Origin of the sequence: Massilia timonae CCUG 45783 (assembly GCF_000315425.1) — a bacterium.
Classification (GTDB): Bacteria; Pseudomonadota; Gammaproteobacteria; order Burkholderiales; family Burkholderiaceae_D; genus Telluria; species Telluria timonae.
The window spans coordinates 398873-421870 of record NZ_JH992922.1 but is presented as its reverse complement, the minus strand read 5'-3'; the positions used below and the strand labels follow the sequence as shown (position 1 = coordinate 421870).

At 64.4% G+C, this 22998-nt stretch carries 21 protein-coding genes and 1 pseudogene; 7 read left to right on the top strand and 15 right to left on the bottom strand.

Annotation, left to right across the window (positions count from 1 at the left end):
- The first annotated feature begins 7 nt into the window (after positions 1–7).
- Positions 8–163 carry a hypothetical protein gene (locus HMPREF9710_RS27635; RefSeq protein ID WP_005663310.1) on the top strand — a complete coding sequence of 52 codons (156 nt, stop codon included), beginning with the start codon at positions 8–10 and terminating at the stop codon, positions 161–163.
- A 15-nt stretch (positions 164–178) separates the two neighbouring features.
- Here HMPREF9710_RS27635 and rapZ read toward each other — a convergent pair whose 3' ends face one another.
- The 5 genes from rapZ to ilvA form a co-directional block, all read right to left on the bottom strand.
- Positions 179–1057 (bottom strand): RNase adapter RapZ, encoded by an 879-nt coding sequence (rapZ, locus tag HMPREF9710_RS01700; RefSeq protein WP_005663308.1) that lies wholly within the window; start codon positions 1055–1057, stop codon positions 179–181.
- A gap of 69 nt (positions 1058–1126) precedes the next feature.
- Positions 1127–2062: an HPr(Ser) kinase/phosphatase gene (gene hprK / locus HMPREF9710_RS01695; protein WP_005663306.1), complete on the bottom strand. Its 936-nt coding sequence runs from the start codon at positions 2060–2062 to the stop codon at positions 1127–1129.
- Between the two features lie 67 nt (positions 2063–2129).
- Positions 2130–2612 carry a PTS sugar transporter subunit IIA gene (locus tag HMPREF9710_RS01690; protein WP_005663304.1) on the bottom strand — a complete coding sequence of 161 codons (483 nt, stop codon included), beginning with the start codon at positions 2610–2612 and terminating at the stop codon, positions 2130–2132.
- Between the two features lie 366 nt (positions 2613–2978).
- Positions 2979–3806, bottom strand: coding sequence for an NADPH-dependent 7-cyano-7-deazaguanine reductase QueF (queF, locus tag HMPREF9710_RS01685; protein WP_005663303.1), 828 nt, complete (start codon positions 3804–3806; stop codon positions 2979–2981).
- Positions 3807–3893: 87 nt separating this feature from the next.
- The gene (gene ilvA, locus HMPREF9710_RS01680; RefSeq protein WP_005663302.1) at positions 3894–5432 is read right to left on the bottom strand and encodes a threonine ammonia-lyase, biosynthetic; all 1539 of its coding nucleotides are present in this window, start codon (positions 5430–5432) and stop codon (positions 3894–3896) included.
- 204 nt (positions 5433–5636) lie between these two features.
- On the opposite strand from ilvA, the gene HMPREF9710_RS01675 reads away from it, so the two are divergent.
- From HMPREF9710_RS01675 to HMPREF9710_RS01650, 6 genes are all read left to right on the top strand, one after another.
- A complete protein-coding gene (locus HMPREF9710_RS01675) occupies positions 5637–6140 on the top strand; it encodes a YqaA family protein (RefSeq protein WP_005663301.1) in 504 nt (167 codons plus the stop codon).
- A 42-nt stretch (positions 6141–6182) separates the two neighbouring features.
- Positions 6183–6491: a DUF1272 domain-containing protein gene (locus HMPREF9710_RS01670; protein ID WP_005663299.1), complete on the top strand. Its 309-nt coding sequence runs from the start codon at positions 6183–6185 to the stop codon at positions 6489–6491.
- A 64-nt stretch (positions 6492–6555) separates the two neighbouring features.
- Complete coding sequence (locus tag HMPREF9710_RS01665) at positions 6556–7149, top strand: flavin reductase family protein (protein ID WP_005663297.1); 594 nt, start codon at positions 6556–6558, stop codon at positions 7147–7149.
- Positions 7150–7347: 198 nt separating this feature from the next.
- The gene (locus HMPREF9710_RS01660) at positions 7348–11358 is read left to right on the top strand and encodes a DUF3683 domain-containing protein (RefSeq protein WP_005663295.1); all 4011 of its coding nucleotides are present in this window, start codon (positions 7348–7350) and stop codon (positions 11356–11358) included.
- Complete coding sequence (locus HMPREF9710_RS01655; RefSeq protein WP_005663294.1) at positions 11355–11780, top strand: HIT family protein; 426 nt, start codon at positions 11355–11357, stop codon at positions 11778–11780. The genes HMPREF9710_RS01660 and HMPREF9710_RS01655 overlap by 4 nt, the downstream gene beginning before the upstream one ends.
- A 14-nt stretch (positions 11781–11794) precedes the next feature.
- Positions 11795–12235 carry a gamma-butyrobetaine hydroxylase family protein gene (locus tag HMPREF9710_RS01650; RefSeq protein ID WP_005663292.1) on the top strand — a complete coding sequence of 147 codons (441 nt, stop codon included), beginning with the start codon at positions 11795–11797 and terminating at the stop codon, positions 12233–12235.
- A 6-nt stretch (positions 12236–12241) separates the two neighbouring features.
- Here HMPREF9710_RS01650 and HMPREF9710_RS01645 read toward each other — a convergent pair whose 3' ends face one another.
- The 10 genes and pseudogenes from HMPREF9710_RS01645 to HMPREF9710_RS01600 all read right to left on the bottom strand — a co-directional run.
- Complete coding sequence (locus HMPREF9710_RS01645; protein ID WP_005663289.1) at positions 12242–12505, bottom strand: PAAR domain-containing protein; 264 nt, start codon at positions 12503–12505, stop codon at positions 12242–12244.
- A 21-nt stretch (positions 12506–12526) separates the two neighbouring features.
- Positions 12527–14017: a hypothetical protein gene (locus HMPREF9710_RS01640; protein ID WP_229409708.1), complete on the bottom strand. Its 1491-nt coding sequence runs from the start codon at positions 14015–14017 to the stop codon at positions 12527–12529.
- A 2-nt stretch (positions 14018–14019) separates the two neighbouring features.
- Positions 14020–16185 carry a T6SS effector phospholipase Tle3 domain-containing protein gene (locus HMPREF9710_RS01635; protein WP_005663286.1) on the bottom strand — a complete coding sequence of 722 codons (2166 nt, stop codon included), beginning with the start codon at positions 16183–16185 and terminating at the stop codon, positions 14020–14022.
- Between the two features lie 5 nt (positions 16186–16190).
- Entirely contained in the window at positions 16191–18878 is a 2688-nt protein-coding gene (locus HMPREF9710_RS01630; RefSeq protein WP_005663285.1) for a type VI secretion system Vgr family protein, read from the bottom strand.
- A gap of 159 nt (positions 18879–19037) precedes the next feature.
- Positions 19038–19244, bottom strand: coding sequence for a cold-shock protein (locus HMPREF9710_RS01625; protein WP_005663283.1), 207 nt, complete (start codon positions 19242–19244; stop codon positions 19038–19040).
- Positions 19245–19438: 194 nt separating this feature from the next.
- Positions 19439–20953 (bottom strand): hypothetical protein, encoded by a 1515-nt coding sequence (locus HMPREF9710_RS01620; RefSeq protein WP_005663282.1) that lies wholly within the window; start codon positions 20951–20953, stop codon positions 19439–19441.
- A gap of 32 nt (positions 20954–20985) precedes the next feature.
- Positions 20986–21501, bottom strand: coding sequence for a hypothetical protein (locus HMPREF9710_RS01615; RefSeq protein ID WP_005663280.1), 516 nt, complete (start codon positions 21499–21501; stop codon positions 20986–20988).
- A gap of 12 nt (positions 21502–21513) precedes the next feature.
- Positions 21514–22188 carry a C39 family peptidase gene (locus tag HMPREF9710_RS01610; RefSeq protein ID WP_005663279.1) on the bottom strand — a complete coding sequence of 225 codons (675 nt, stop codon included), beginning with the start codon at positions 22186–22188 and terminating at the stop codon, positions 21514–21516.
- Between the two features lie 13 nt (positions 22189–22201).
- The gene (locus tag HMPREF9710_RS01605) at positions 22202–22603 is read right to left on the bottom strand and encodes a hypothetical protein (RefSeq protein ID WP_005663278.1); all 402 of its coding nucleotides are present in this window, start codon (positions 22601–22603) and stop codon (positions 22202–22204) included.
- A gap of 100 nt (positions 22604–22703) precedes the next feature.
- A pseudogene (locus HMPREF9710_RS01600) lies at positions 22704–22998 on the bottom strand (hypothetical protein); the annotation flags it as partial.

Sequence of the window (22998 nt, the reverse complement as noted above, 5' to 3'; positions counted from 1 at the left end):
GCTCCACATGATTTTCTGGCAAACCGTGATTTCCGAATACCGCGCGCTTGCGCCGTTCGTGAAAGCCTCCCTGGCCATCGGCGCCGTATCGCTGGCATTCCTGGTCCCATATCATGTGGGTGAGAGCGTGGGCGCCGCTGCCTACTACTTCTTCAATAGCTGACCAGCGACGACGAGATCACGCCGCCGGATGTTTCGGCTGCTCCCGATGCCGCACGATCACCCGTTCGGTATTGCCGAAATAGGCGCCGAGGTGCTCGGCCATGTACACCGAACGGTGCTGGCCGCCGGTGCAGCCCACCGCCACCGTCAGGTAGCTGCGGTTGTCGGTCTTGAACGAAGGCAGCCACTTGGCCACGAAGTTGCGGATGTCGGCCAGCATCTCGATCGCGCTCGGCTGGGCGTCGAGGAAGTCGATCACCGGCTGGTCCTTGCCGGTGAGAGGGCGCAGGGCCAGGTCGTAGTACGGATTCGGGATCGCGCGCACGTCGAACACGAAGTCGGCGTCGAGCGGCACGCCGACCTTGAAGGCGAACGATTCGAAGAACAGGGTCAGCGGCGCATGGGCGACCTCGGCCAGCTCCTTGATCCAGGCGCGCAGTTTATTGGCCGAGAGTTCCGAGGTGTCGATCACGTGGCCCAGGTTCTCGATCGACGACAGGCGTTCGCGCTCTTCGGCGATGCATTCGATCAGGGTGCGGCGCGAGGCCGGGTTCTCGCCCGGCCGCAGCTCGTGCGACAGCGGATGGCTGCGCCGCGTTTCGGAAAAACGCGCGACCAGCGAATGGGTGCTCGAGGTCAGGAACATGACCTTGACCGCATGGCCGTCCTCGCGCATGCGGCGCACGCTCACCGGCAGTTCGACCAGCGACTCGGCGCTGCGCGCGTCGACCGCGACCGCCATCTTGGCGGTGCCGGTTTCGTTGACCGTATTGACGAGGGCCGGCAGTAGCGCCGGCGGCAGGTTGTCGACGCAGTAGTAACCCGCGTCTTCCAGGACGTTCAGGGCCACGGACTTGCCCGAGCCCGAGATGCCGGTGATGAGGACGATGTGCATGCGGCGATGATACCGCAACCTTCACCCGATGGCACGCCATCGGGCGGTCGATACCGGTTCCTCAGTTGTTCAATCTGCGCTCATGGCCTGGCGCTGGCGCTCCATGAATTCCTGCAGCGTGTCGATGCCGCGCAGTTGCAGGATGGTGTTGCGCACCGCGGCTTCCAGCAGCACCGCGATGTTGCGGCCGGCCGCCACCGGAATGACGACCTTGCGGATCGGCAGGCCCAGCACGTCTTCGGTCGGGAAATGGAAGGGCAGGCGCTCGACCTCTTCGTCCAGCGCGCCGCGCTTGACCAGGTGCACGATCAGCTTCAGGCGCATCTTGCGCCGCACCGCCGTCTCGCCGAAGATCGCCTTGATGTCCAGCAGGCCCAGGCCACGCACTTCGAGCAGGTTCTGCAATAGCGGCGGACAGCGGCCCTCGATCATGTTCGGCGCGATGCGCGAGAATTCCACGGCGTCGTCGGCCACCAGGCCGTGCGAGCGCGAGATCAGTTCCAGGCCCAGTTCGCTCTTGCCCAGGCCCGAGTCGCCCGTGATCAGCACACCCACGCCCAGCACGTCCATGAACACGCCGTGCATGATCACGCGCTGGGCCAGCTTTTTCGATAAATACACGCGCAGGAAGTCGATCACCTGCGCCGCCGGCAGCGGGGTCGAGAACAGCGGGATGTTCTGCTCGTCGCAGATCGCCAGGATGTCGGGCGGGGTTTCCAGGCCCTGGGCGATGATCAGCGCGGGCGGGCCGCCGCCGATCAGTTCGCCAACCACATGGCTGCGCGAATTGGCCTTGAGGCGGTGGTAGTAGTCGAGTTCCTGGTGGCCGAACACCTGGATCCGGCCCGGGTGGATCAGGTTCAGGTGGCCGACCTGGTCGGCGGCCGAGGCGGCGTCGCCGGCGATCTGGCGTTCACCGCCGGGAAAGCCCGCGAACCAGCCGAGTTGCAGGCTGTCGCGGTTGTCGTCGTACAGCCGTTGGATGGTCAGCGGAGACTGCAGCATGGGCATTGTCGTCGTCGCAAAATAAGGCGCGCGGCGTGATTGCCGCGCGTTTCACTGGACGTGCAGTTTAACCCAGAGCCTGGAGGCTGGGTTGCCAGTTGATAATGCGGTCATGCACCGACTTCGGATCGGGGTCGGTCGCCAGGGCGGTGCGCACCGACTCGTCGGAGAACAGCTCGGCGATCTCGGACAGGATCTCGAGGTGCTGCTGGGTGACGTGGTCGGGGATCAGGAGGAAGAACAGCAGGTTCACCGGCTGGCCGTCGGGCGACTCGAAGGGAATCGGCTCCTTCAGGCGCACGAAGGCGGCCAGCGGAGACTTGAGGCTCTTGCTGCCCTTGATGCGGCCGTGCGGGACGGCAACGCCATGTCCCAGGCCGGTCGAGCCCAGGCGTTCGCGCGCGAACAGGTTGTCCGAGACGATCGAACGGGCGATGCCGCAATTGTTCTCGAAGATCAGGCCGGCCTGCTCGAAAGCCCGTTTTTTGCTCGACACTTCGATGTCGAGTTGCACGTTCTCGAGCGAGAGGATTTTGCTTAGGTTCGTCATAACGTGGGTGCGATGCACGCGTGGAGTGCTTGCGAGCACGGGATTATAGGCCTGTTTAGGGCCCGAGACACTCGAATTCGCGACAGTTTGGCCTTCTCGCCGAACGGCCGCACGATACCCGTCGAAACGGGATAAGCAGCTAGTTGATCTGCATCAACATCGTTACGCAATTTCCTCAACGAATCAGCTGTTGAAGCCAGCAATCGTATGCCGGTCCTCCTGAATACCGTCGATTACTCGAAGCTCTGCTTAAAAACAAGGCAGGTCGTTCAGTATCGTATAGCAAAAGGAGATGCCATGCACCTTGCATGGCTGTCGCCTAAAACGCACAGGCGTGCGAGTAATATCCTGACAGAAATTCGATGTTTACTGGCGCGCGCCACGCAGATTACCCGGCTTGCCGGTGCTAAAGTTGGCCCGCCATGGATTGATGTCCAGGCCGCCGCGCCGCGTGTAGCGTGCATACACGGCCAGCTTGCTCGGCTGGCACTGGCGCAGCACGTCCATGAAAATGCGCTCGACACATTGCTCGTGGAATTCATTGTGCTCGCGGAAGCCGATCAGGTATTTCAGCAAGCCTTCCTGGTTGATCTGCGGGCCGACGTAGCGGATCTGCACCGTGCCCCAGTCCGGCTGGCCGGTGACCAGGCAATTGGACTTGAGCAGGTGCGACACCAGGGTTTCCTCGACCGGCGCTTCCTCGTGATTGGCCTTGAGCAGCTGCGGGGCCGGCGAGTAATCGTCGACCTCGATGTCGAGGCGGTCGAGCAGCGTGCCCTCGAGCTCGCCCATTCCGATCTTGCCGAATTGTTCCGGATGGGTCAGGGTGACGTGGACCGGCGCGCCGAAGCCGTTCGACAGGTCGTCGCGCAGCAGGGCCAGCAGGGCCTCGGGGCCGGCGAGGCGGGTCTGGTTGAACGAGTTCAGGTAGAGCTTGAACGACTTCGATTCGACGATGTTCGGCGAATCGGCAGGCGCCGTCACGGTCGCGATCGCGACCTGCGGCTTGCCGCGCATGTTCAGCCACGACAGTTCATAGGCGTTCCAGATGTCGACGCCGAAGAAGGGGAGCGTGCCGGAAAGGCCCAATTCCTCGCGCTTTTGCTGGCGCGGGATCGGGAACAGCAGTTCCGGGGCGTATTGGCTCTGGTAGGCGGAGGATTTGCCGAGTGGCGATTGGTCTGGTGTATTCATAATGATGGCGGTAGGTGGAAGGCCTTGCCTTCCACGCGTTCAATGAAACGATGCCGGTCACACCGCAAGATCACCGGCATCTGGGGTCTATGCCCCCAAAAACAATTTATAGACGGGATTGCCGCTCTCGTCCCAGTAACGATAACCGAGCGAGGCCAGGAATTGCCGGAACTCATCCATCTCGGCCTGCGGCACTTGCAGCCCGACCAGGATGCGTCCCACGTCGCCGCCCTGGTTGCGGTAGTGGAACAGCGAGATATTCCAGTTCGGCGCCATGCTGTCCAGGAAGCGCATCAGCGCACCCGGCCGTTCGGGGAACTCGAAACGATACAGCAATTCGTCATGCGCAAGTGAACTTTTCCCGCCGACCAGATGGCGGATGTGCAGCTTGGCCAGCTCGTCGTAGGTCAGATCCAGCGTCTTGTAGCCGTGTTCCTCGAAGGTGCGCGCCAGCAGGCCGGACTCGCTGCGGCTGCCCACCTGCACGCCGACGAAGACATGGGCTTCGTTTTCATGGCTGATGCGGTAATTGAATTCGGTGACGTTGCGCGGGCCGACCAGCGCGCAGAAACGGCGGAAGCTGCCGCGCTGCTCGGGCACGGTCACGGCGAAGACCGCCTCGCGCGATTCGCCCAGCTCGGCGCGCTCGGCCACGAAGCGCAGGCGGTCGAAGTTCATATTGGCGCCGCAGGCCACCGCCACCAGCGTCTCGTTTTTTATCGGCTCGCGGTTCATCTGCGAGCGCTCGACATAGGCCTTGGCGCCGGCCACCGCCAGCGCGCCGGCCGGCTCGAGGATGCTGCGCGTATCCTGGAACACGTCCTGGATCGCGGCGCAGATGGCATCGGTGTCGACCAGGATGATCTCGTCGACCACTTGCTGGGCGACGCGGAAGGTTTCCTCGCCCACCAGGCGCACCGCGGTGCCGTCCGAGAACAGGCCGACGTCGGTCAGGGTGACGCGCTGGCCGGCCTTCAGGCTGCGCGCCATCGCGTCCGAATCCAGGGTCTGCACGCCGATGATCTTGATGTCGGGACGGATCTGTTTGACGTAGGCGCCGATGCCGGCGATCAGGCCGCCGCCGCCGATGGCCACGAAGATCGCATGGATCGGGCTCGACAGCTGGCGCAGGATTTCCATGCCGATCGTGCCCTGGCCGGCGATCACGTCCGGATCGTCGAAGGGGTGAACAAAAGTAAGGCGCTGTTCTTTTTCCAGCAGCAGCGCGTGGTTATAGGCGTCGGTGTACGAGTCGCCATGCAGCACGACTTCGACGCTGGCGCCGCCGCGCGCCTTGACCGCGTCGATCTTCACCTGTGGGGTCGTGGTCGGCATCACGATCAGCGCGCGGCAGCCCAGACGGCAGGCCGACAGCGCCACGCCCTGGGCGTGGTTGCCGGCCGAAGCGCAGATCACGCCGCGCTTGAGTTGCTCGGGCGTCAGATTCGCCATCTTGTTGTAGGCGCCGCGCAGCTTGAAGCTGAACACGCTCTGCATGTCCTCGCGCTTGAAATAAATGCGGTTGCCCATGCGCTGGGACAGGGTCGGGGCGAGGTCGAGCGGCGTCTGTTCGGCGACGTCGTAGACGCGGGCGGTCAGGATTTTTCGAAGGTAGTCGGTAGTCATGGTCGGATTGCAATAGTCAGGCCGGCAGGGCCGGCGGACGGACGACGTGAACTGTTCCGCTAAGGTGGGTGACCGTGGCGCAAAGGTCGATGCGACTGGCTGGGTGACAGGCTCGTCGTATCGTGTCGTGACGAAAGTACCGGATCATTATAATGGAGGCTTATTGCCACCACTAGGCTACCGCAAGGCGCCCCATAAGCCCGCATGATCGAATCCGCTGTCCAATGGCTGCTTGACTTCCTGGCTGCACCGACCGTCGGGCTGACCTCGATCTTCATCGTCAGTTTCGTCTCCGCCACCTTGCTGCCGCTCGGCTCCGAGCCGGCCGTGTTCGCGGTGATCAAGGCCAATCCCGACATGTTCTGGCCGGCCATTCTGGTAGGGACGCTCGGCAATACCCTGGGCGGCGCCTTCGACTATTTTCTTGGCTACCGCGCCAAGGTCGCGTTCGCGAAAGAACGCCAGAGCCGCTGGTTCGGCTGGCTCAAGCGCTATGGCGCCAAGACCATGCTGCTGTCGTGGCTGCCGGGCATCGGCGACCCGCTGTGCACGCTGGCCGGCTGGCTGCACCTGCCGTTCTGGCCCAGCGTCATGTATATGGCGATCGGCAAGTTCGCGCGCTATCTGACCATGACCCTGGCGCTGCTGTATATCCCGGACAGTTTCTGGACCAATCTCGGTGATATGCTGACCCGTATCACCGGCTGAGTATTCCTTTCCGACAGCGGCCGGGTCATCAGGAAGACGCCGATGCTCGAACTGCGACCGAACTGCGAACACTGCAATATAGCCCTGCCGCCGGCCTCGACCGAGGCGCGCATCTGCTCCTACGAGTGCACGTTCTGCGCCGCCTGCGTCGACGGCGTATTGCTGAACGTCTGCCCGAACTGCGGCGGCGGCTTCGCGCCGCGGCCGGTCCGGCCCGCGCGCGACTGGAAGAACGGAAACTATCTCGGCCACGACCCGGCGCGCACCGAGCCGACGCTGCGGCCGGTGGATCCGGCCGCGCATGCGCGCTTCGCGGCCGCCATCCAGGACATCGCGCCGTCGGAGCGCTAGCGTCCTGCACGTTCGCAAGGGGCGGTTCATAATGGATGTTTCGACGCAGCCCCAGGATTCGCGCATGACCGACCGCCTTCCCGTTCCCCTCGACAAAGCGTATCGCCTGATGAACCACGGCCCGACCGTGCTCGTATCGAGCCGGCATGGCGAAGCGATCAACGTGATGGCCGCCGCCTGGTCGATGCCGCTCGACTTCGATCCGCCCAAGGTGGCGGTGGTGCTCGACAAGAGCACGCTCACGCGCCGGATGATCGAGGCGTCCGGCGAATTCGCCCTGATGGTGCCGTCGCGCGAACTGGCGCAGCTGACCCTGCAGGTCGGCTCGACCACGGGCCGCGAAGTCGACAAGTTCGCCGCCTTCGGCGCCGGCCATTGGACCGGCGAGCAGGTCGGCGCGCCGCTGCTGGACGGTTGCCTGGCCTGGCTCGAATGCCGCCTGCTGCCCGAACCGCACATCCAGGAAACCTATGACCTGTTCCTCGGCCAGGTGGTCGCCGCCTGGGCCGATCCGGCCGTGTTCCGCGACGGCCACTGGGTCACGACCGAAGGCGGGCCGAAGAGCATCCACTACGTCGCGGGCGGGCATTTCTTCGAGCTGGGCGAGGCGTTCGAGGCGAGCGCGGAATTGCCGCAGACGTCAAACAACGCCGGATGACATATGCCGTTCGGGTCGCGCTGGCTCATAAACGTTGCATCAGAAGCCTTGCAGGCAAATAAAGTTTGCACTTTCAAAATAGTATAGACATTTTGTTTCGCGCCGCAGAATGGCGGCCCGGGCATTAGCCGAGCGTGGTGCATCGCAATAAGCTAGAATGAACGTCCTTCGGGCCTGTCCGATCGTCGACCAGAATTCATGAACGCCCCCGCACACATCCATACCCTGCTTGCCGACAACGCACCCGCGCGCCTGCGCGAGATCCCTTATAACTACACTTCGTTCTCGGACCGCGAAATCGTGATCCGCCTGCTCGGTGAGTCATCGTGGGAGCTGCTCGACAGCCTGCGCGGCGCGCGCCAGACCGGCCGTTCGGCACGCATGCTGTACGAGGTGCTGGGCGATATCTGGGTGGTGCGCCGCAATCCCTACCTGCAGGACGACATGCTCGACAACCCGAAGCGCCGGGCCAAGCTGATCGAAGCGCTGCACCACCGCCTGGCCGAGATCGACAAGCGCCGCACCACGGTCGATGCGCTGGACGGCGGGGATCCGGAGATGGTCGCCACCCGCAGCGCCGCCGTCGAACAACTGCTGGCCGCCGCGCGCCGCGCCGTGGACGACTTCGGCCGCGAATTCGCCGAGACCTACGACCTGCGCAAGCGCGCCACCAAGGTGCTGGGCGCCTACACCGACAAGCGCAACATCCGCTTCGACGGCATGCACCGCACCTCGCACGTGACCGACGCCACCGACTGGCGCGTCGAGTATCCCTTCCTGGTCCTGCTGCCCGACAGCGAGGACGAAATGGCCGGCCTGGTCAAGGGCTGCATCGAGCTCGGATTGACGATCATCCCGCGCGGCGGCGGCACCGGCTACACCGGCGGCGCGATCCCGCTCACGCCGATGTCGGCCGTGATCAACACCGAAAAGCTGATCGGCATCGGCGAGGTCGAGATGACGACCATGCCGGGCCTGAACCGCGAGTACGCGACCATCCACACCTATGCCGGCGTCGTCACGCAGCGCGTCTCGCAGGCGGCCGAGAAGGCCGGCTTCGTGTTCGCGGTCGACCCGACCTCGGCCCACGCGTCCTGCGTGGGCGGCAATATCGCGATGAACGCGGGCGGCAAGAAGGCCGTGTTGTGGGGCACGGCGCTCGACAACCTGGCCTCGTGGCGCATGGTCGACCCGAATGGCGACTGGCTCGATGTCACCCGCATCAACCACAACCTGGGCAAGATCCACGACGCGCCGACGGCCGAGTTCCTGCTCGAATGGACGCACCCGTCGCTCAAGGGCGCCCCGAAAGGCCAGCCGTTCCGCACCGAGACCCTGACCATCGAGGGCAGGCGCTTCCGCAAGGAAGGCCTGGGCAAGGACGTCACCGATAAATTCCTGGCCGGCCTGCCGGGCATCCAGAAAGAGGGCACCGACGGCCTGATCACCTCGAGCCGCTGGATCCTGCACAAGATGCCCAAGTTCACCCGCACGGTGGCGCTGGAATTCTTCGGCCAGGCGCGCGACGCGATCCCGTCGATCGTCGAGATCAAGGATTACCTGGACAGCCTGCCGAAGAACGGCGACCCGGCGTTTGCCACGCTGCGCCTGGCGGGCCTCGAGCACCTGGACGAGCGCTACCTGCGCGCGGTCGGCTACGCCACCAAGTCCAAGCGCGGCGTGCTGCCCAAGATGGCGCTGTTCGGCGACATCGTCGGCGACGACGAGAACGCGGTGGCGGTCGCCGCCTCCGAAGTGGTGCGCCTGGCGAACACCCGCGTGGGCGAGGGCTTCGTCGCCGTCAGCCCCGAGGCGCGCAAGAAGTTCTGGCTCGACCGCGCCCGCACCGCGGCCATCGCGCGCCACACCAACGCCTTCAAGATCAATGAAGACGTGGTCATTCCCCTGAACCGGATGGGCGAGTACACCGACGGCATCGAGCGCATCAACGTCGAGCTGTCGATCAAGAACAAGCTGCAGCTGGTGGACCAGCTGCGCGCCTACCTGGCGAGCGACCACCTGCCGCTGGCCAAGAGCGACGACGCCAGCGGCGACGGGGTCGACCGCGACGAGATCATGGGCGACCGCCCGCTGCAGGCGCGCGCCCTGGTCGACCTGGTCGACAAGCGCTGGACCTTCATCCTGGCCAACCTCGATGCGCCGCTGGGTGAAGTGCGCGAGCAACTGCAGAGCCTGGGCCTCGACCACCTAAACGAAGCGATCACGCAGCGCCTGGCGATCCAGCCCGATGCGCGCCTGTTCGACGCGGTGCAGGACCATACCGTGCGCGTGTCGTGGAAGGCCGAGCTGCGCGCGCCGCTGCGCCAGATCTTCAACGGCGCCGCCTACCAGTGCATCCTCGACGAAGCGGTCGCGATCCACAAGCGCGTGCTGCGCTCGCGCGTGTTCGTCGCCCTGCACATGCACGCGGGCGACGGCAACGTCCACACCAACCTGCCGGTGAACTCGGACGACTACGCCATGCTGCAGGACGCGCACAAAGCGGTCGAGCGCATCATGAAGCTGGCGCGTTCGCTGGACGGCGTGATCTCGGGCGAGCACGGCATCGGCATCACCAAGCTGGAATTTTTGCTTGATTCCGAGATCCAGGACTTCCGCGACTACAAGGTGCGCGTCGATCCGGAAGGCCGCTTCAACAAGGGCAAGCTGCTCAACCTCGAAGGCGCCCACGCCGACCTGCGCAACGCCTACACGCCGTCGTTCGGCCTGATGGGCCACGAATCGCTGATCATGCAGCAGAGCGATATCGGCGAAATCGCCAACAGCATCAAGGACTGCCTGCGCTGCGGCAAGTGCAAACCCGTGTGCACCACCCACGTGCCGCAGGCGAACCTGCTGTATTCGCCGCGCGACAAGATCCTCGCCACGTCGGCGCTGATCGAAGCCTTCCTGTACGAGGAACAGACCCGCCGCGGCGTCTCGCTGCGCCACTGGGAAGAGTTCGAGGACGTGTCCGATCACTGCACCGTGTGCCACAAGTGCGTCACGCCCTGTCCGGTCAACATCGACTTCGGCGACGTGTCGATGAATATGCGTAACCTGCTGCGCAAGATGGACAAGCGCAGCTTCAAGCCGGCCAACCGCGCGGCCATGTTCTTCCTGAACGCGACCGATCCGACCACCATCAACGCCACGCGCAAGGCGATGGTCGACCTGGGCTTCAAGGCCCAGCGCATGGGCAACCGCCTGTTGAAAGGCCTGGCCAAGCCGCAGACGGCATCGCCGCCGCCGACCACGGGCAAGCCGCCGGTGCGCGAGCAGGTGATCCACTTCGTCAACAAGAAGATGCCGGGCAACCTGCCGAAGAAGACGGCGCGCGCGCTGCTCGACATCGAGGACGACAAGATCGTCCCGATCATTCGCAACCCCAAGAAGACCACGGCCGACACCGAAGCCGTGTTCTACTTCCCGGGCTGCGGCTCCGAGCGCCTGTTCTCGCAGGTCGGCCTGGCCACGCAAGCGATGCTGTGGGAAGTCGGCGTACAGACCGTGCTGCCGCCGGGCTATCTGTGCTGCGGCTATCCGCAGCGCGGCGCCGGCCAGTACGACAAGGCCGACAAGATGATGACGGATAACCGCGTGCTGTTCCACCGCATGGCCAACACGCTGAACTACCTCGACATCAAGACCGTGCTGGTCTCGTGCGGCACCTGCTACGACCAGCTCGCGACCTATGAATTCGAGAAGATCTTCCCCGGCTGCCGCATCATGGACATCCATGAATACCTGCTGGAGAAGGGCGTCAAGCTCGAGGGCGTGAACGGCACCCGCTACATGTACCACGACCCCTGCCACACGCCGATGAAGCTGCAGGATTCGATGAAGACGGTCAACGCGCTGGTCTCGACGGTCGACAACGTCAGGATCGAGAAGAACGACCGCTGCTGCGGCGAGTCGGGCACCTTTGCGGTGACCCGTCCCGACATCTCGACCCAGGTGCGCTCGCGCAAGGAAGTCGAGATGGTCAAGGGCGCGGACAAGCTGCGCGCGGACGGCTTCACGGGCGACGTCAAGATCCTGACCAGCTGCCCGTCCTGCCTGCAGGGTTTGAGCCGTTACAACGACGATTCGGGCACCACTGCCGACTACATCGTGGTCGAGATCGCGAAGCACCTGCTGGGCGAGAACTGGCTGCCGGAGTACGTGGCGCGCGCCAATAACGGCGGCATCGAAAGGGTGCTGGTATGACGCGGGAAGCTGGCTGCGAGCTGTGCGAGCTGTCCGTGCCGACCGTATGGCGCGGCGACAAGTTCAGCGTCATCGTCGTCGACGACGCCAACTACCCCGGCTTTTGCCGCGTGATCTGGCACGACCACGTGCGCGAGATGAGCGATCTGTCGCGTGACGACCGGCTGCTGGTGAACGAGGCCGTGTTCCTGGTCGAGGAAGCGGTGCGCGAAGTCATGCAGCCGCTGAAGGTCAATGTGGCCAGCCTGGGCAATGTGGTGCCGCACCTGCACTGGCATATCATTCCGCGCTATGCGGACGACGCGCATTTCCCGGCGCCCGTATGGGCCCAGGCCGTGCGCGAGACCGAAGCCGACACCCTGGCCGCGCGCCGCGCGCTGGCCGGACAACTGGGCGCCGCCATCGCGCGCCGTTTCAACTGACAGAGAAAAGATTCATGCCTAATCCAACCGAACTCACCGTCCACCAGAAATCGCGCGTGCTCGACGTCGCCTACGACGACGGCAGCGCCTATTCGATTCCATTTGAACTGATGCGCGTGTACTCGCCGTCGGCCGAAGTGAAGGGCCATGGCCCGGGCCAGGAAGTGCTGCAGGTCGGCAAGCGCGAAGTCGGCATCGCCGACGTCGAGCAGGTCGGCAACTACGCGATCAAGCCGACCTTCTCGGACGGCCACGACACCGGCATCTTCAGCTGGGACTACCTGTACGAGCTGGGTCGCAGCCAGGAGTCGCTGTGGAAGCAGTACGTGGCGCGCCTGCAGGCCGCGGGCTTCGACGAAGAAACCGGCCGCGCGCCGGGCACCATTCTGCCGGGTTCGGCGCCGGCGAAGTCGGGCGGCGGCGGTTGCGGGTCGGGCAGCTGCGGCTGCAAGTAAGCTGAATCAACCACGGCCGCTTTTCGGCGCCGTGGAAATCAATTTCGCGCCACAACTGGTGGCGTGTCCTTCGAAGGCCACTGGAACGCCGTCGATCGTGACCTTCGGGTCGCCCTCGGCGATGACGCAGTTCTGGTGGCCCTGAATCGGGCAGAAGCAGCGGTCGCCCTTGCGTGCGACCCTGACGCCCATGACCGTCGTCTTCGATGCTGCCGCGACCACTCTCCCGCCGTGGGTGGTGGGGTCGTTCAGGCGGATGACCTTGCGCATGGCGATGACTCCTGCTCGCGGCTATTGCGAATAGCCTTGCATGATCGGGCGCGCATCGTGGCGCAAGCCCCACCACGTCATGAAGGCGTTGTTCGCACCGCGCGCGCGGAACCAGGGCGCATTGGCGTCGATGGGGCGTACGACGGCAGGGGGCGTAACCACGGTGGCTGTCGGTCGCTCGAGGTCGGTGGTGCCTGCGACCAGCACCGTCTTGCCGATGTGATTGGCGTAGCCGATGGCCAGCGCGACATTGGTCAGTGCGCTCCCGGCGCGCATTTCACCCAGCAGGGCGGACGTGTTGAAGGTCTGCGTCATGAAATCCAAATCGGGGATGTTTTCGGTGACGGTGCGGGCGAGGCCCGCCAGCCGCTCGGAGGACTGGGGGTGCGTGCTGTTGGCGTCGTGGATCACGAAGCCGATGTCGGTCGGGCGTTTTCCTGCGTTTCGTGCCGCTTGCTCCAGCGCCGTTTTCCAGGCGTGGACCTGGCGCGGGGTGCCGTCGTCCGTTGCGACATCCAGCACCCTGGTTTGCGCCGGATAGGACAGCCAGGCCAGGGGCGCGCGGCCGGTCTTGTAGTCGGGACCGGCCAGGACGAGGAGGACGATGTTTTCATTGATTTGTTCGTCCAGGGGGCGACTCGGGGCGTCCCAGTTCATGACCCACACGGTTTCCGACGGGTGTTGCCGCAGATAGTCGAGGCCCTGGGTCAGCGAGGTGAAGCCGGCGTTGGCACCGCCCAGGGTGATGCGGACATCGGGCAGCGTGTCACGGGTCCACGAATTGGGGAAATTGGGATTGCCGATGTCGAAAGCTCGTTTGATCGCGGTTCGGATGAATATGGTTTCTTCGGAAGGATCGAGCTGTCCTTCCGGAAGCGCGAACTCGACGCGGATTCCGGCGAGCTCGCGCCGTGTGGATTTATCCTTGATTGCATGTGCGTTGTAGAAGTATTTCTCATCACTGAAATACTTGTCGCGATAAGAATAGACCAGCGTCTTAACGTAACCATGGAAATAGAACTTAAATGACGCTTCGCCATCACTACCATTTACGATCGACCCGACAACCTGGAAAGAGCCATACCTTTTAGGGTTCTTTTTTACCATATCGTCATCGACATTCGGCTTGACCAGTCCTAGCGTCCAGAGTAATTGCCACTCCGTTGGATAGTCCTTGCGCTGCAATGGGTTCATCCATTGAAGTCCTACGACTTGTGCCTGAAATGGCCCTGATTGGATCTGTGCCGCCGATACCGCAGATGCATCAGGTTTGGCGGGAAGTCTTGCACACGCGGTTGTCAGAAGTAGTACAAACGCAGAAATGAATGCGGGTAGCACGGCCAAGCGGATCATGAGTTCTCCATCGGTAAGGACTCTCGACGAATCCGACTCGATTCGCCAGGTTGTCATGAGTGAAATCCACGCTGCCAGAATGAATGTCAGCAGCACCAGGACAGATTTTCTGGTCGTTGTACGTGTTGCTGAAAGGGCGATCTTTTTTGCATACATCATAGTCACCTCTTGTTCGTGATTTTTTCCGGAATCCGCCCCGGGCTTGCAGGGGAAGATGCCCACTCCAAAGGAGAATCGTCGACAATCAGCCCGGATGCGAAGTATTCGTAAAGTTCCTGATCTTCATCTATTGCTTCATCAGGCATAAGACGCCAATCGGCGGCAATGCGCAGTTTGCGCATATCCTTCTCCGTAATGCGGCAAACCCCGATCGCCACGTCATACGCCAGCGCTCCCCGCGCGTGCGCCGGATTGGTCATGATCGTCGAGTGATCCGTCGCATGGGTATCGATACTCTTCGCCAGAGAATCGCGGATCTTCTCGTTACGCCACGCGGTGTATTTCGCGCTGGCGGTCGAAGGCTCGTCCTCCTCGGTCACTTTGGCTTCGTTCCTGTATAAACCATCGCGCTTCGCCTGCATCCTGAGCATCGCGTGGTGTTCGTACTTCAGCGCCGCCTCGCTGGCCGTATCGCCCTGCGCCGCATCCGTGGTCGCGCCATCGGCATAGGCAAGGTGCTGCTTTTCGACCGCGCGGTCGTCGGCATAGGGGTCGTCCGCCTCGCGTTTGCGGTCCCTGGCGCGGTATGCTCCCGGCATGTCGATGCCCTGGTCGAACGTGGCGCTGGCCACGCCGAATCGCACCGCGGCCGGTTTGAAGGTGGGTTGCAGGGCTGGCGCGCGCAGGGGCGTCGTCCAGCCCTTCGGTGGCATCGCATTGATGCGCGTGCCAGCCAGCGCCGTCACGATGTACATGAACGGCGCCGTCGCGATCGTGAACACCTTGCCCACGATGCTGGCATTCGCTTCCAGCCCCTTGCTCAGCGAATAGCGTGCCTTCGGCGACTCGGGAAACCAGAATGCCTGGGTGCCGGCGGCCGGCTTGTTGTGCTGGTCCTTCCACATGTCGTAACTACCCTGCTTGCCGACGTCGAATCCCTGCGCGAACACACGCTGGCTGAACACGCCGGCGCCATGCGTCGCATCGATCTCGCTCTGGCTCAGGCCGCGCCAGCCGATGCCCTGGATCGTGGATGCCGAAATCACCTGGTCGTGCGGGTTGAAGTACAGGGTGACCCGACCATGGGTGGAACGGGCGTCGCCGAAGCCGAACCGGTCCCGGTCCGATTGCGCATCGAAGCCATGCGCCTTGTTGGCCATGGCCCGGTCGATGGTGGCGACCGGCTGCGCCGCGCCTTTTTGCCGGCCGACGATCTCGAAGAACGTGCGCAGTGTGCCGATGCGCGCCTCCGAGGTCTGGCGTCCGCAATTTCCACGCGGGTCCACCAGGTTGCGCTCGACCCAGTCCTGGGCGCCGTTGTCTTTCACCAGGCTGTAGGGCGGATTGCACAGCACGTAGTTGTCGGCCACGCAGCGGCCGGTCTTGCCTGCGGCATCGGTGACGGATCCAAGCCGGTCGCCCAGGAAGGCCGCCGCCATGCCGATCATATTGCCCTGGCTGTGGCAGACGATGGTGATCGGGACGTCGGCCTGCTTCTTGCGGATCGATTCGACCAGCTTCGCCAGCCGCAGCGCCGCCACCACGTAGTAGGGCCGGGGCGGGCAGGCATACACCTGGCGGTCGTTGGTCGGATTCATGTGCTGGATGTGCAGCCACAGGAACAGCTGGTCCGACAGGCCGGCGCTCCACAGGTCGGGCAGGGCGGTGCAGCCATTCGCGAACGGTCCGCCGCCCCAGTAGTTATCCTCGTTCAGGTAGACGGCATTGCCGAACAGCTGCAGTTCCGAGGCGCTGGCCTTGTAGCCCCAGCGGAACTGGATCACCGGCGAAAAGTGCTCGCCTTCTTCGATGAATCTCGCGGTATTGCGGTCAGGGTTGAGAAAGCCGTCATCGGTCAATTCTCCCATGTAGCGCACCGGCCGCATTTGCCCACCTTCGACGGTTGGATACGCCAGGTGCTCGTCGCACCGCTTCAGGCGGTCATTGAGTCCGGTGCACAAGCCTTCCTCGGCCTGGGCATACCATTCGCCGTCCGAGTTCACGCCATGCACGAAGATGACGATCCCGGGCAGCGGCAACTGCATGATCACGTCGAGATGCTTGCTATTCAGGAATGTGCAGCCGCTGCCTTCGCCCAGCACGATGGTTCCGGGATCGTCGAGCGGGCCGCAGCCACCCTTGCCGTTGTCGGTCAGTGGAAGTGTCATCGTCTTCAACCCTCGCTCGTATGGAACGTCACCTTCATTTGCTGCACGTGATCGGCGCTCACCGGTTCGGCTTCGCCCGCCGCATTGGTCTGGCCGGCGAGCGTGCCGCCGTCCGCGCGCGCCACGCGCACGTCCACGCCTTCGACCGGTTCGCCGTCCGTGGCGCGCAGCAACCGCGGCGTGCGCTCGAACGTGCCTTCGCCGAAGGTCGGCAACTCGGCCTTGCCGCTCGCCGGTCCGTCCCAGTGATGCCCGTCGGTCTTGATCGTGATCGCCCCTGGCCCGCCGACTTCGACCGCGCCCCCCTTGAGCGTGAGATAGGCGCCGCCGCTGACGATGAAGGTGATCTCCTTCTCGGCCATGAAGATCATGCGCTGGCCCGCCGTTGCCTTCAGATCCCTGGCCGCGTCGACCTGCATGTCGTCGTGCTGGCTCTGCATGATGAACTTGCCCTTGTGGGCGATCTGCCGAATGCCGTCCATGTGCGAAAACAGCGAGATGCCCTTGCCGGCGTTCAGGTTGAAACGCTGCCCGCTGGTCAGCTGCATGTGCTGCTGCGCGACCGTATCGAGGTCGATCCCGGCATAGCTGACGATGGTCTTCGGCGTGCTGAACGCAAGGCCTTCCGGGGCAGTCACGCTCAGCGTCGGTTTGCCCCCACCCTCTGCGGCAAGATCGTTCTTCAAGGCCGACTGCGGCGCCGGATCGATCGGTAAGCCCTGGTGCTGCGCCGCATACTCGCCCAGCGACTTGAACAGGTCCAGGCAATCCTGCATCAGCGCCAGGTGTTCCTCGCGCCCGAGCTGGTCGCCGCAGGCTTCGAGCCGTTTCCAGGCCGTGATCAAGAGCGATTTGGCGGTCCGGATCGCACCGCTGTCGTCGGTCGTGAGTTCGAATCCCTGCCCACGCGCCTGCCCCGATCCGGCGCGGCGCGGATGGGTGAGATACCCCAGGTTGAGCTGGCTGCTGCCGTGCGCGCTGGCGAGCTGGGCGCTGATCTCGCCCGGCGTGTCGTCCAGCCGCAGCTGGTTGTAGCGGTCCGCCCGGCCTTCCTTGCTGACGATGCCGCTCAGGTATTTGTCGCCAGGCAGGCTGCTGCGGCGGTCGAAAGACGTCGGCGGTGTCCGCCCGCCATGCGCGCGGCCGACGATCAGCGGCTTGTCCGGATCGCCGCCAACGAACGCGCACAGCACCTGGTGGCCTACGCGCGGCAGCGAGATCGATCCGTATTGCGCGCCGGCCCATGGCGTCGCCACGTGCACCCAGGCCGAGTCGAGGTCGGTGTCGGATGCGCCGGCGCCGTCGGCATGGGCGTGATCGGCTGGCCGGCATCCGGGAAAGCGGATCTTGACGCGCCCCAGCGCATCGCAGTGGATCTCGTCATTGGCCGGCCCCACCACGGTCACCCACTGCAGGTCGGTGCGCGGCAAGTCGATGCGCGGATCGTAGGCCGGCACGATCGGGATGCCGCGCCGCACGCAGCTGAAACGGTTGGTGTAGCGCATCCCGCGTTCGGCGCTGGCCTGGGCGAGCAGGCCGCCGCCGCCCTGCCAGCGATTGAGGGCGAACAGGCGGCGAACCATGTCGTCGAGCGGTTTCGGCAGGTTGTTCTCGGCCTCGATGTGCAGTGCAGTGATGACGAACTCGCGTTCCTTCGGAGGATGCCGGTCGAGTTCCGGATGGCCGCGGATGCCGTTCCATTCGCCGACGCACATGGCGCGCACGCTGCCCAGGCCATGGAATATCTTCGCCTCGTATTCATGGCGCCGGATACGCGCCAGTCCCAGTTCGCGATAATCTTCCGCGCTGTCGCCCGCATGCGGCACATCGATCAGGTAGTCGCATAGCGAGGCGGCGAAGCGGTTGCCCAGCTTGCCCTGGTCGTTCATGCTGGTGTCCCCGCTCACCGCGGGCCGGGCATTGACGTAGTCCCAGCTGCTGCGCTCGGCCGCGCCGGCGGTCAAGGTGCGCACCGCATGCCAGGCGATGACGGTGTCGCAGGTTTCGGTCGCTCCGTCGCGGTGGAAGCGGATGTCGCCGGCGGCGTTGCGCCCCAGGCCCAGCGCGTCGTCGAACAGGACCAGCACGTGGATCGGCACCCCGGCGTCATTCGATCCGGCGCGGATGAACCACGATAGTCCGCGCCGCTTCCACAGCCTGCGCAGGAACGCCGCGCTCGACTCGTTGTACTGCAGCGTGAAGGCGCGCGCCGGATAGCTCCGGAGGGCGCTCAGGTCGAACTCGAACGCCAGCGCGGCAACGGTATTGGCGCGGCGCCATTCGCCCAACAGCGTGCGGGTGATGTCGACTTCGCTGGCATTGCGGAAAACCCGGGTATTGCAGCTTTGGTCGAGCAGCGAAAGGGCGTCGCGCAGCCTCAGGTGATAGGTGGCAAGGCCGCCGTCGCCCTGTCCCTCGGCGGCTTCGGCGACCAGGCCGCATACGCAGCGCAGGGCGCCGTCGTCGGTCACGAACTGCAGTTCGATGGGGTTGGCAATGAAGTCCTTGAGCGGCAAGCCTGCGCTGCGGGACACGCAGAGCAAGGTGTACTCGACGCCGCCGTCGATTGCTTCGCTGCCGCTGGCATGCTTGACCAGCAAACCGTGGGCGGATTCGCCGGCCGCACCCCACAGGCGCAGGCGGATGGGACGGTTGGCGTCGGTCAGGGCGGAGGCGATGAAGGCGTAGTCCATGGCGTCTGTTGTTTGCGGGATGTTGGAATCCCGTCAGTGTGACAACGACGTTCGCCGCAGATGGTGCGCTATCGCAAGAAATAAATCTCGTAAACGACAAGAGCACGTCCTCGGACGTGCTCTCACATTGCGCGCCCGCTCATGGCGGGCAGCCTTGCATCAAGCCTGTGGCTGGATGTTCGCAGCCTGCTTGCCTTTCGGGCCAGCGGTGATGTCGAAGGTGACGCGCTGGTTTTCCTGCAGCGATTTGAAACCGTTGGCATTGATGGCCGAGAAATGCGCAAAGACGTCTTCGCCACCGCCGTCCGGGGTGATGAAGCCGAAACCTTTAGCATCGTTGAACCATTTTACAGTGCCAGTTGCCATGTTAATTCCCTCAAAAAGTTATTGTGCGTTTATGCGCCCTGTTGGCGTTACCTCGACCGAAACCAGGGCCACGCTCTACATTGCAAATCTGATTATAAGGACAATTCCTTAAAACGGAAGCAAGATTTTTCAATCGTGTTCGTATTTACCACAAGTCATCCAAGCCGCATGTTCCCACACAACCTTGATGCCGATCAGAACGTCATCGGAACCCGCAGCGTGAGGGTGACATCCGGGGTGTCGCGGGTCACGCCGGCGCCCACGGCGATGTTCAGCGTGCGCTTCGGGCTCAGGCGGTAGGAGTAGCCCAGCAGCAGGGTGCCGAGCTGGGTGCGCACCGAGCCGGCCACCGGCTGGCCGTTCTGTTTCATGCGCGCGATGGTGCTGTGGTCGTAGCCGAGGCTGAGCGAAGCCTTGTCGTTGAGCGCCAGGCCCATGCCGAAGTTAAAGCCGAGCACGTAACCCGGTTCCAGCTCGCCCAGCGGTTCGCGCACGCCGTTGCGCACCAGGCGCGTCACGTTCTCGCGCTTGAAGTTGTGCACATAGCTCAGGTTGCCGAAGAAGACGGCCGGGTCCGATGGATACAACCAGGTCAGCGTGCCTTGCAGCGAATGGAAGCCGGAACCGGTCGGCAGGTCCAGCGGCAGGCCGGTCCCGGTCACGTTCTCGCCGATGCAGCGCTGGTCGCAGTCGGTCACGACTTCGAACGGGTCGCGCCCGGTGCGGCTCTTGTAGCGCAGGCCGGCGATGTAATAGCCCTGGTCCGGGCCGCCGTTGTTGAGCTGGTAGCGGCCGGCGACCTCGACGTCGCCCAGGCCCTTGCCGCTGGTGTCGAACACGCGCTCGACCGCGGTGCCGGTGAACAGCTCGCGGCTGACGGTGGCGTCCGAGCGGTACACATAGGGCACCTTGACCTCGACTTCCATCCGGTTGTTGATGCCGGTGCGGCCGGTGATCGCGGTGGTGAAGGTGTTGCGCTTGATCTCGCGCACGTCGACCAGGCCGATCAGGATCGCGGGAATCACGGTGTAGCCGACCAGGGCCACGCGGTTGCTCGACGAGTAGCCGTACTGCACCGACGGCTCGAGCACATAGGTGCCGCGCTGGGTCAGCACGCCCGGCTGGTCGCCGAGCGGCGCGACTTCGGGCGGGCGGTTCGGTTCCTGGCGATTGTTGTTCTGCGCCGTCTGCGGTTGCTGTTGCTGGGCCGGACGCTGGGTCTGCGCCTGGGCTGGAGCGGGCGCCGGGAGGGTCGGCTGGTTGGGGCGCGGCTGCGGCGGCAGCGGGGCCGCCACGCCGCTTTCGGCCGGCGGCAGCACCGGCGGCTGGGCCACCGGCGCCTGCATCGACATGCCCGTGCCGCGCTGCTGCGACAGCAGGACGCCGTCGGCCAGCGCCGTCGGCACCGCGAACGGCGCGCCCGACAGCGGGGTGGTTTCTTCCACGATGCGCTCGCGCGCCGCCAGCGCCGGGGCCGCGGGAACGTCCCGGACCTGCATGCGTTGCAGCTGCTCGCGCTGCGCCTGGAGTTCGAGCATCAGACGGTTCACCATTGCCCGCTGTTCGGCCAGTTCGTCCTTGAGTTGGGACAGTTCGGTCTGTCGGTCCTGTGTGCCAGGCTCGGCCGCAGGTTGTTGAGCGAGCACGGGCGGCGCCAGGAGGGCGGCCGCCAGGCCGGCGGCGCCAAGCCGCGCGACATGTGAATACATCCAGATCTCCAGTTATTGACAATATTGCAATGCTACAGTGTTCCCGGGGAACGTACTACTGCGTCACGAATCGTGCTCTGGAAATTCATGTCTTTTAGCAGGGACATGCTATTCACGGTCGACGTAATGGTCGTGGCAGTACGGATGTCTTGCCCATTGAGTGTGTTTTGCAGCAAGGTCGCGCCATTGGGCAGGTTGAGGTCGGCCGCAGCATAGTTGTTGCCGCCGATCTGGATCAGCTGGGCCGCGCCCAGGGCATTCTGGGCCAGGCGCGCCTGGTCGCCGGTCATCGCGGCGAGGTCGGGAATGGCGATATTGGTGCGCGCCAGGACTTCGCCGTTGACCGACACCACGCGTTCGATGCCGAGCGACAGCGACAGGCCGCCCGCGATCTCGAAGCCGCCGCGCATGGTGTCGAGTTCCGCGGCATCGACGGGCGCGCCGAAGCCGCTCGGGCCGGCGGCCTGCACGATCGGCATCGCAGCGCCTGCGGCGCACAGGGCGACCAGCAAGGCGATGCGGTGAAAGGTAATGGTGGGCCAGCGCATATCAAATCCTTGTCAAAAATCGCCCGGGCCGAACTTCGGCAGCGAAGCGCTCAGTTGGTCCTGGTGCATGCCGGTGCCCAGCGGCGCGCGCGGGGCGCCGCGCCAGTCGGCCGGATTGTTGAAGGCGATGCCGTCCTTGTGGCTGTGGATCACGAACAGGATCTTGTTGCGCCAGATTTCCTGGAACCGCTCCATGCTCACGACGCGGTTGCCGGTGGACGGGTCGCCGATCAGGATGCGGCCATCCTCGAAGCCCTTGACGACCACGAAGTGGTTGAAGCCGCGGTCGGTGATCAGGACGATGGCCGGCAGTTTTTCGGCGATCAGTTTTTCGATCGGCAGCTTGAAGCCGTCGGCGCGAAAGCCGCGCGCGGCCAGGAAGCGCTGCATGTCGAGCAGCGAAAAGCCTTCCTTGTGAATCTTGGTCTTGTCACCCTTTTCGTACATTTCCTGGAACACGTCCTGTTCCGGCGTCGGGGTGGCGTAGTGGTGCGACAGCAGGGTCGACACGGCGGCGGCGCCGCAACTGTAGTCGTACTGCTGGCGCGTGGTGCGCTGGAACTTGATGTCCTTGAGGCTGGTGACCGGCACGTTGACGCGTCCGACCACCGCCAGTTCGAGTGCTGGCGCCGGAGCCGGCGCCAGCAGGACGCCGCACAGGGCGGCGAGGAAGATCCCGTGCTTCATTCTCTTCCCATGCCTATTGCAGTTGCAGGTTGATGACGGTCGCGTTCTGGATCAGGACGTTCGCGCCGGAGTTCTGGATCACGACAGGCAGGCCCGAGGAATTCGCGAACGAGCCGTTGTCGATGACGTTGAAGCCGGTGGTCACGTTGGTGGCCGTGTTATTGCCGACGGTGCCGCCGAGCGTCGCCTCGGTGGTCACGATGTCGGCGCCGCCACGCAGCCCGCCCAGTTCCTCGGCGTCGGTCGCCTTGCCCCAGCCTTTGGCGATGTCGTCTTCCCGGCTCGGCGCGACTTCCACCTTCGACAGGAAGCCCACCACCACCGGCAGCTGCGCCGGTTCCGCGGCCTGGGCCGCCACCGGCAGCGCCATCCAGGCCGCCAGCAGGAGAGCGCTAATCTGGGTAATCCGTTTCATGATGCCTCGCTCGAAAAGCCGCCACGCGGGGAGCGCCGCGTGGCGGGTCGCAAGCGTCCGGTCTGCGGACGCTTGCGCGGTTGCTGCTCAGACCTCTTGATTACTGGCCGCTTGGGGTCGTGCCGCCGACGTTCATGTTCGACTGAACGTTGACGCTTTGCTGGATCAGCGACGAGAAGCCGTTGTTCTGGCTGATGATCGAGATGCCGGCCGCCGACTGGGCGATGTTGCTCATCGAGTTCGACATGTCGAAGGAACCCGCGGTCACGTTGTTGGTGCCGCCGTCGCCGCCGGTGCCGGCGCCGCCGAAGCCGCCGGTGCCTGCGCCGGCAACCATTTCGCCGGTCGAGCCGCCAGCGCCGCCGGTGCTCGAGCCGCCCGCGCCGCCTGCGCCG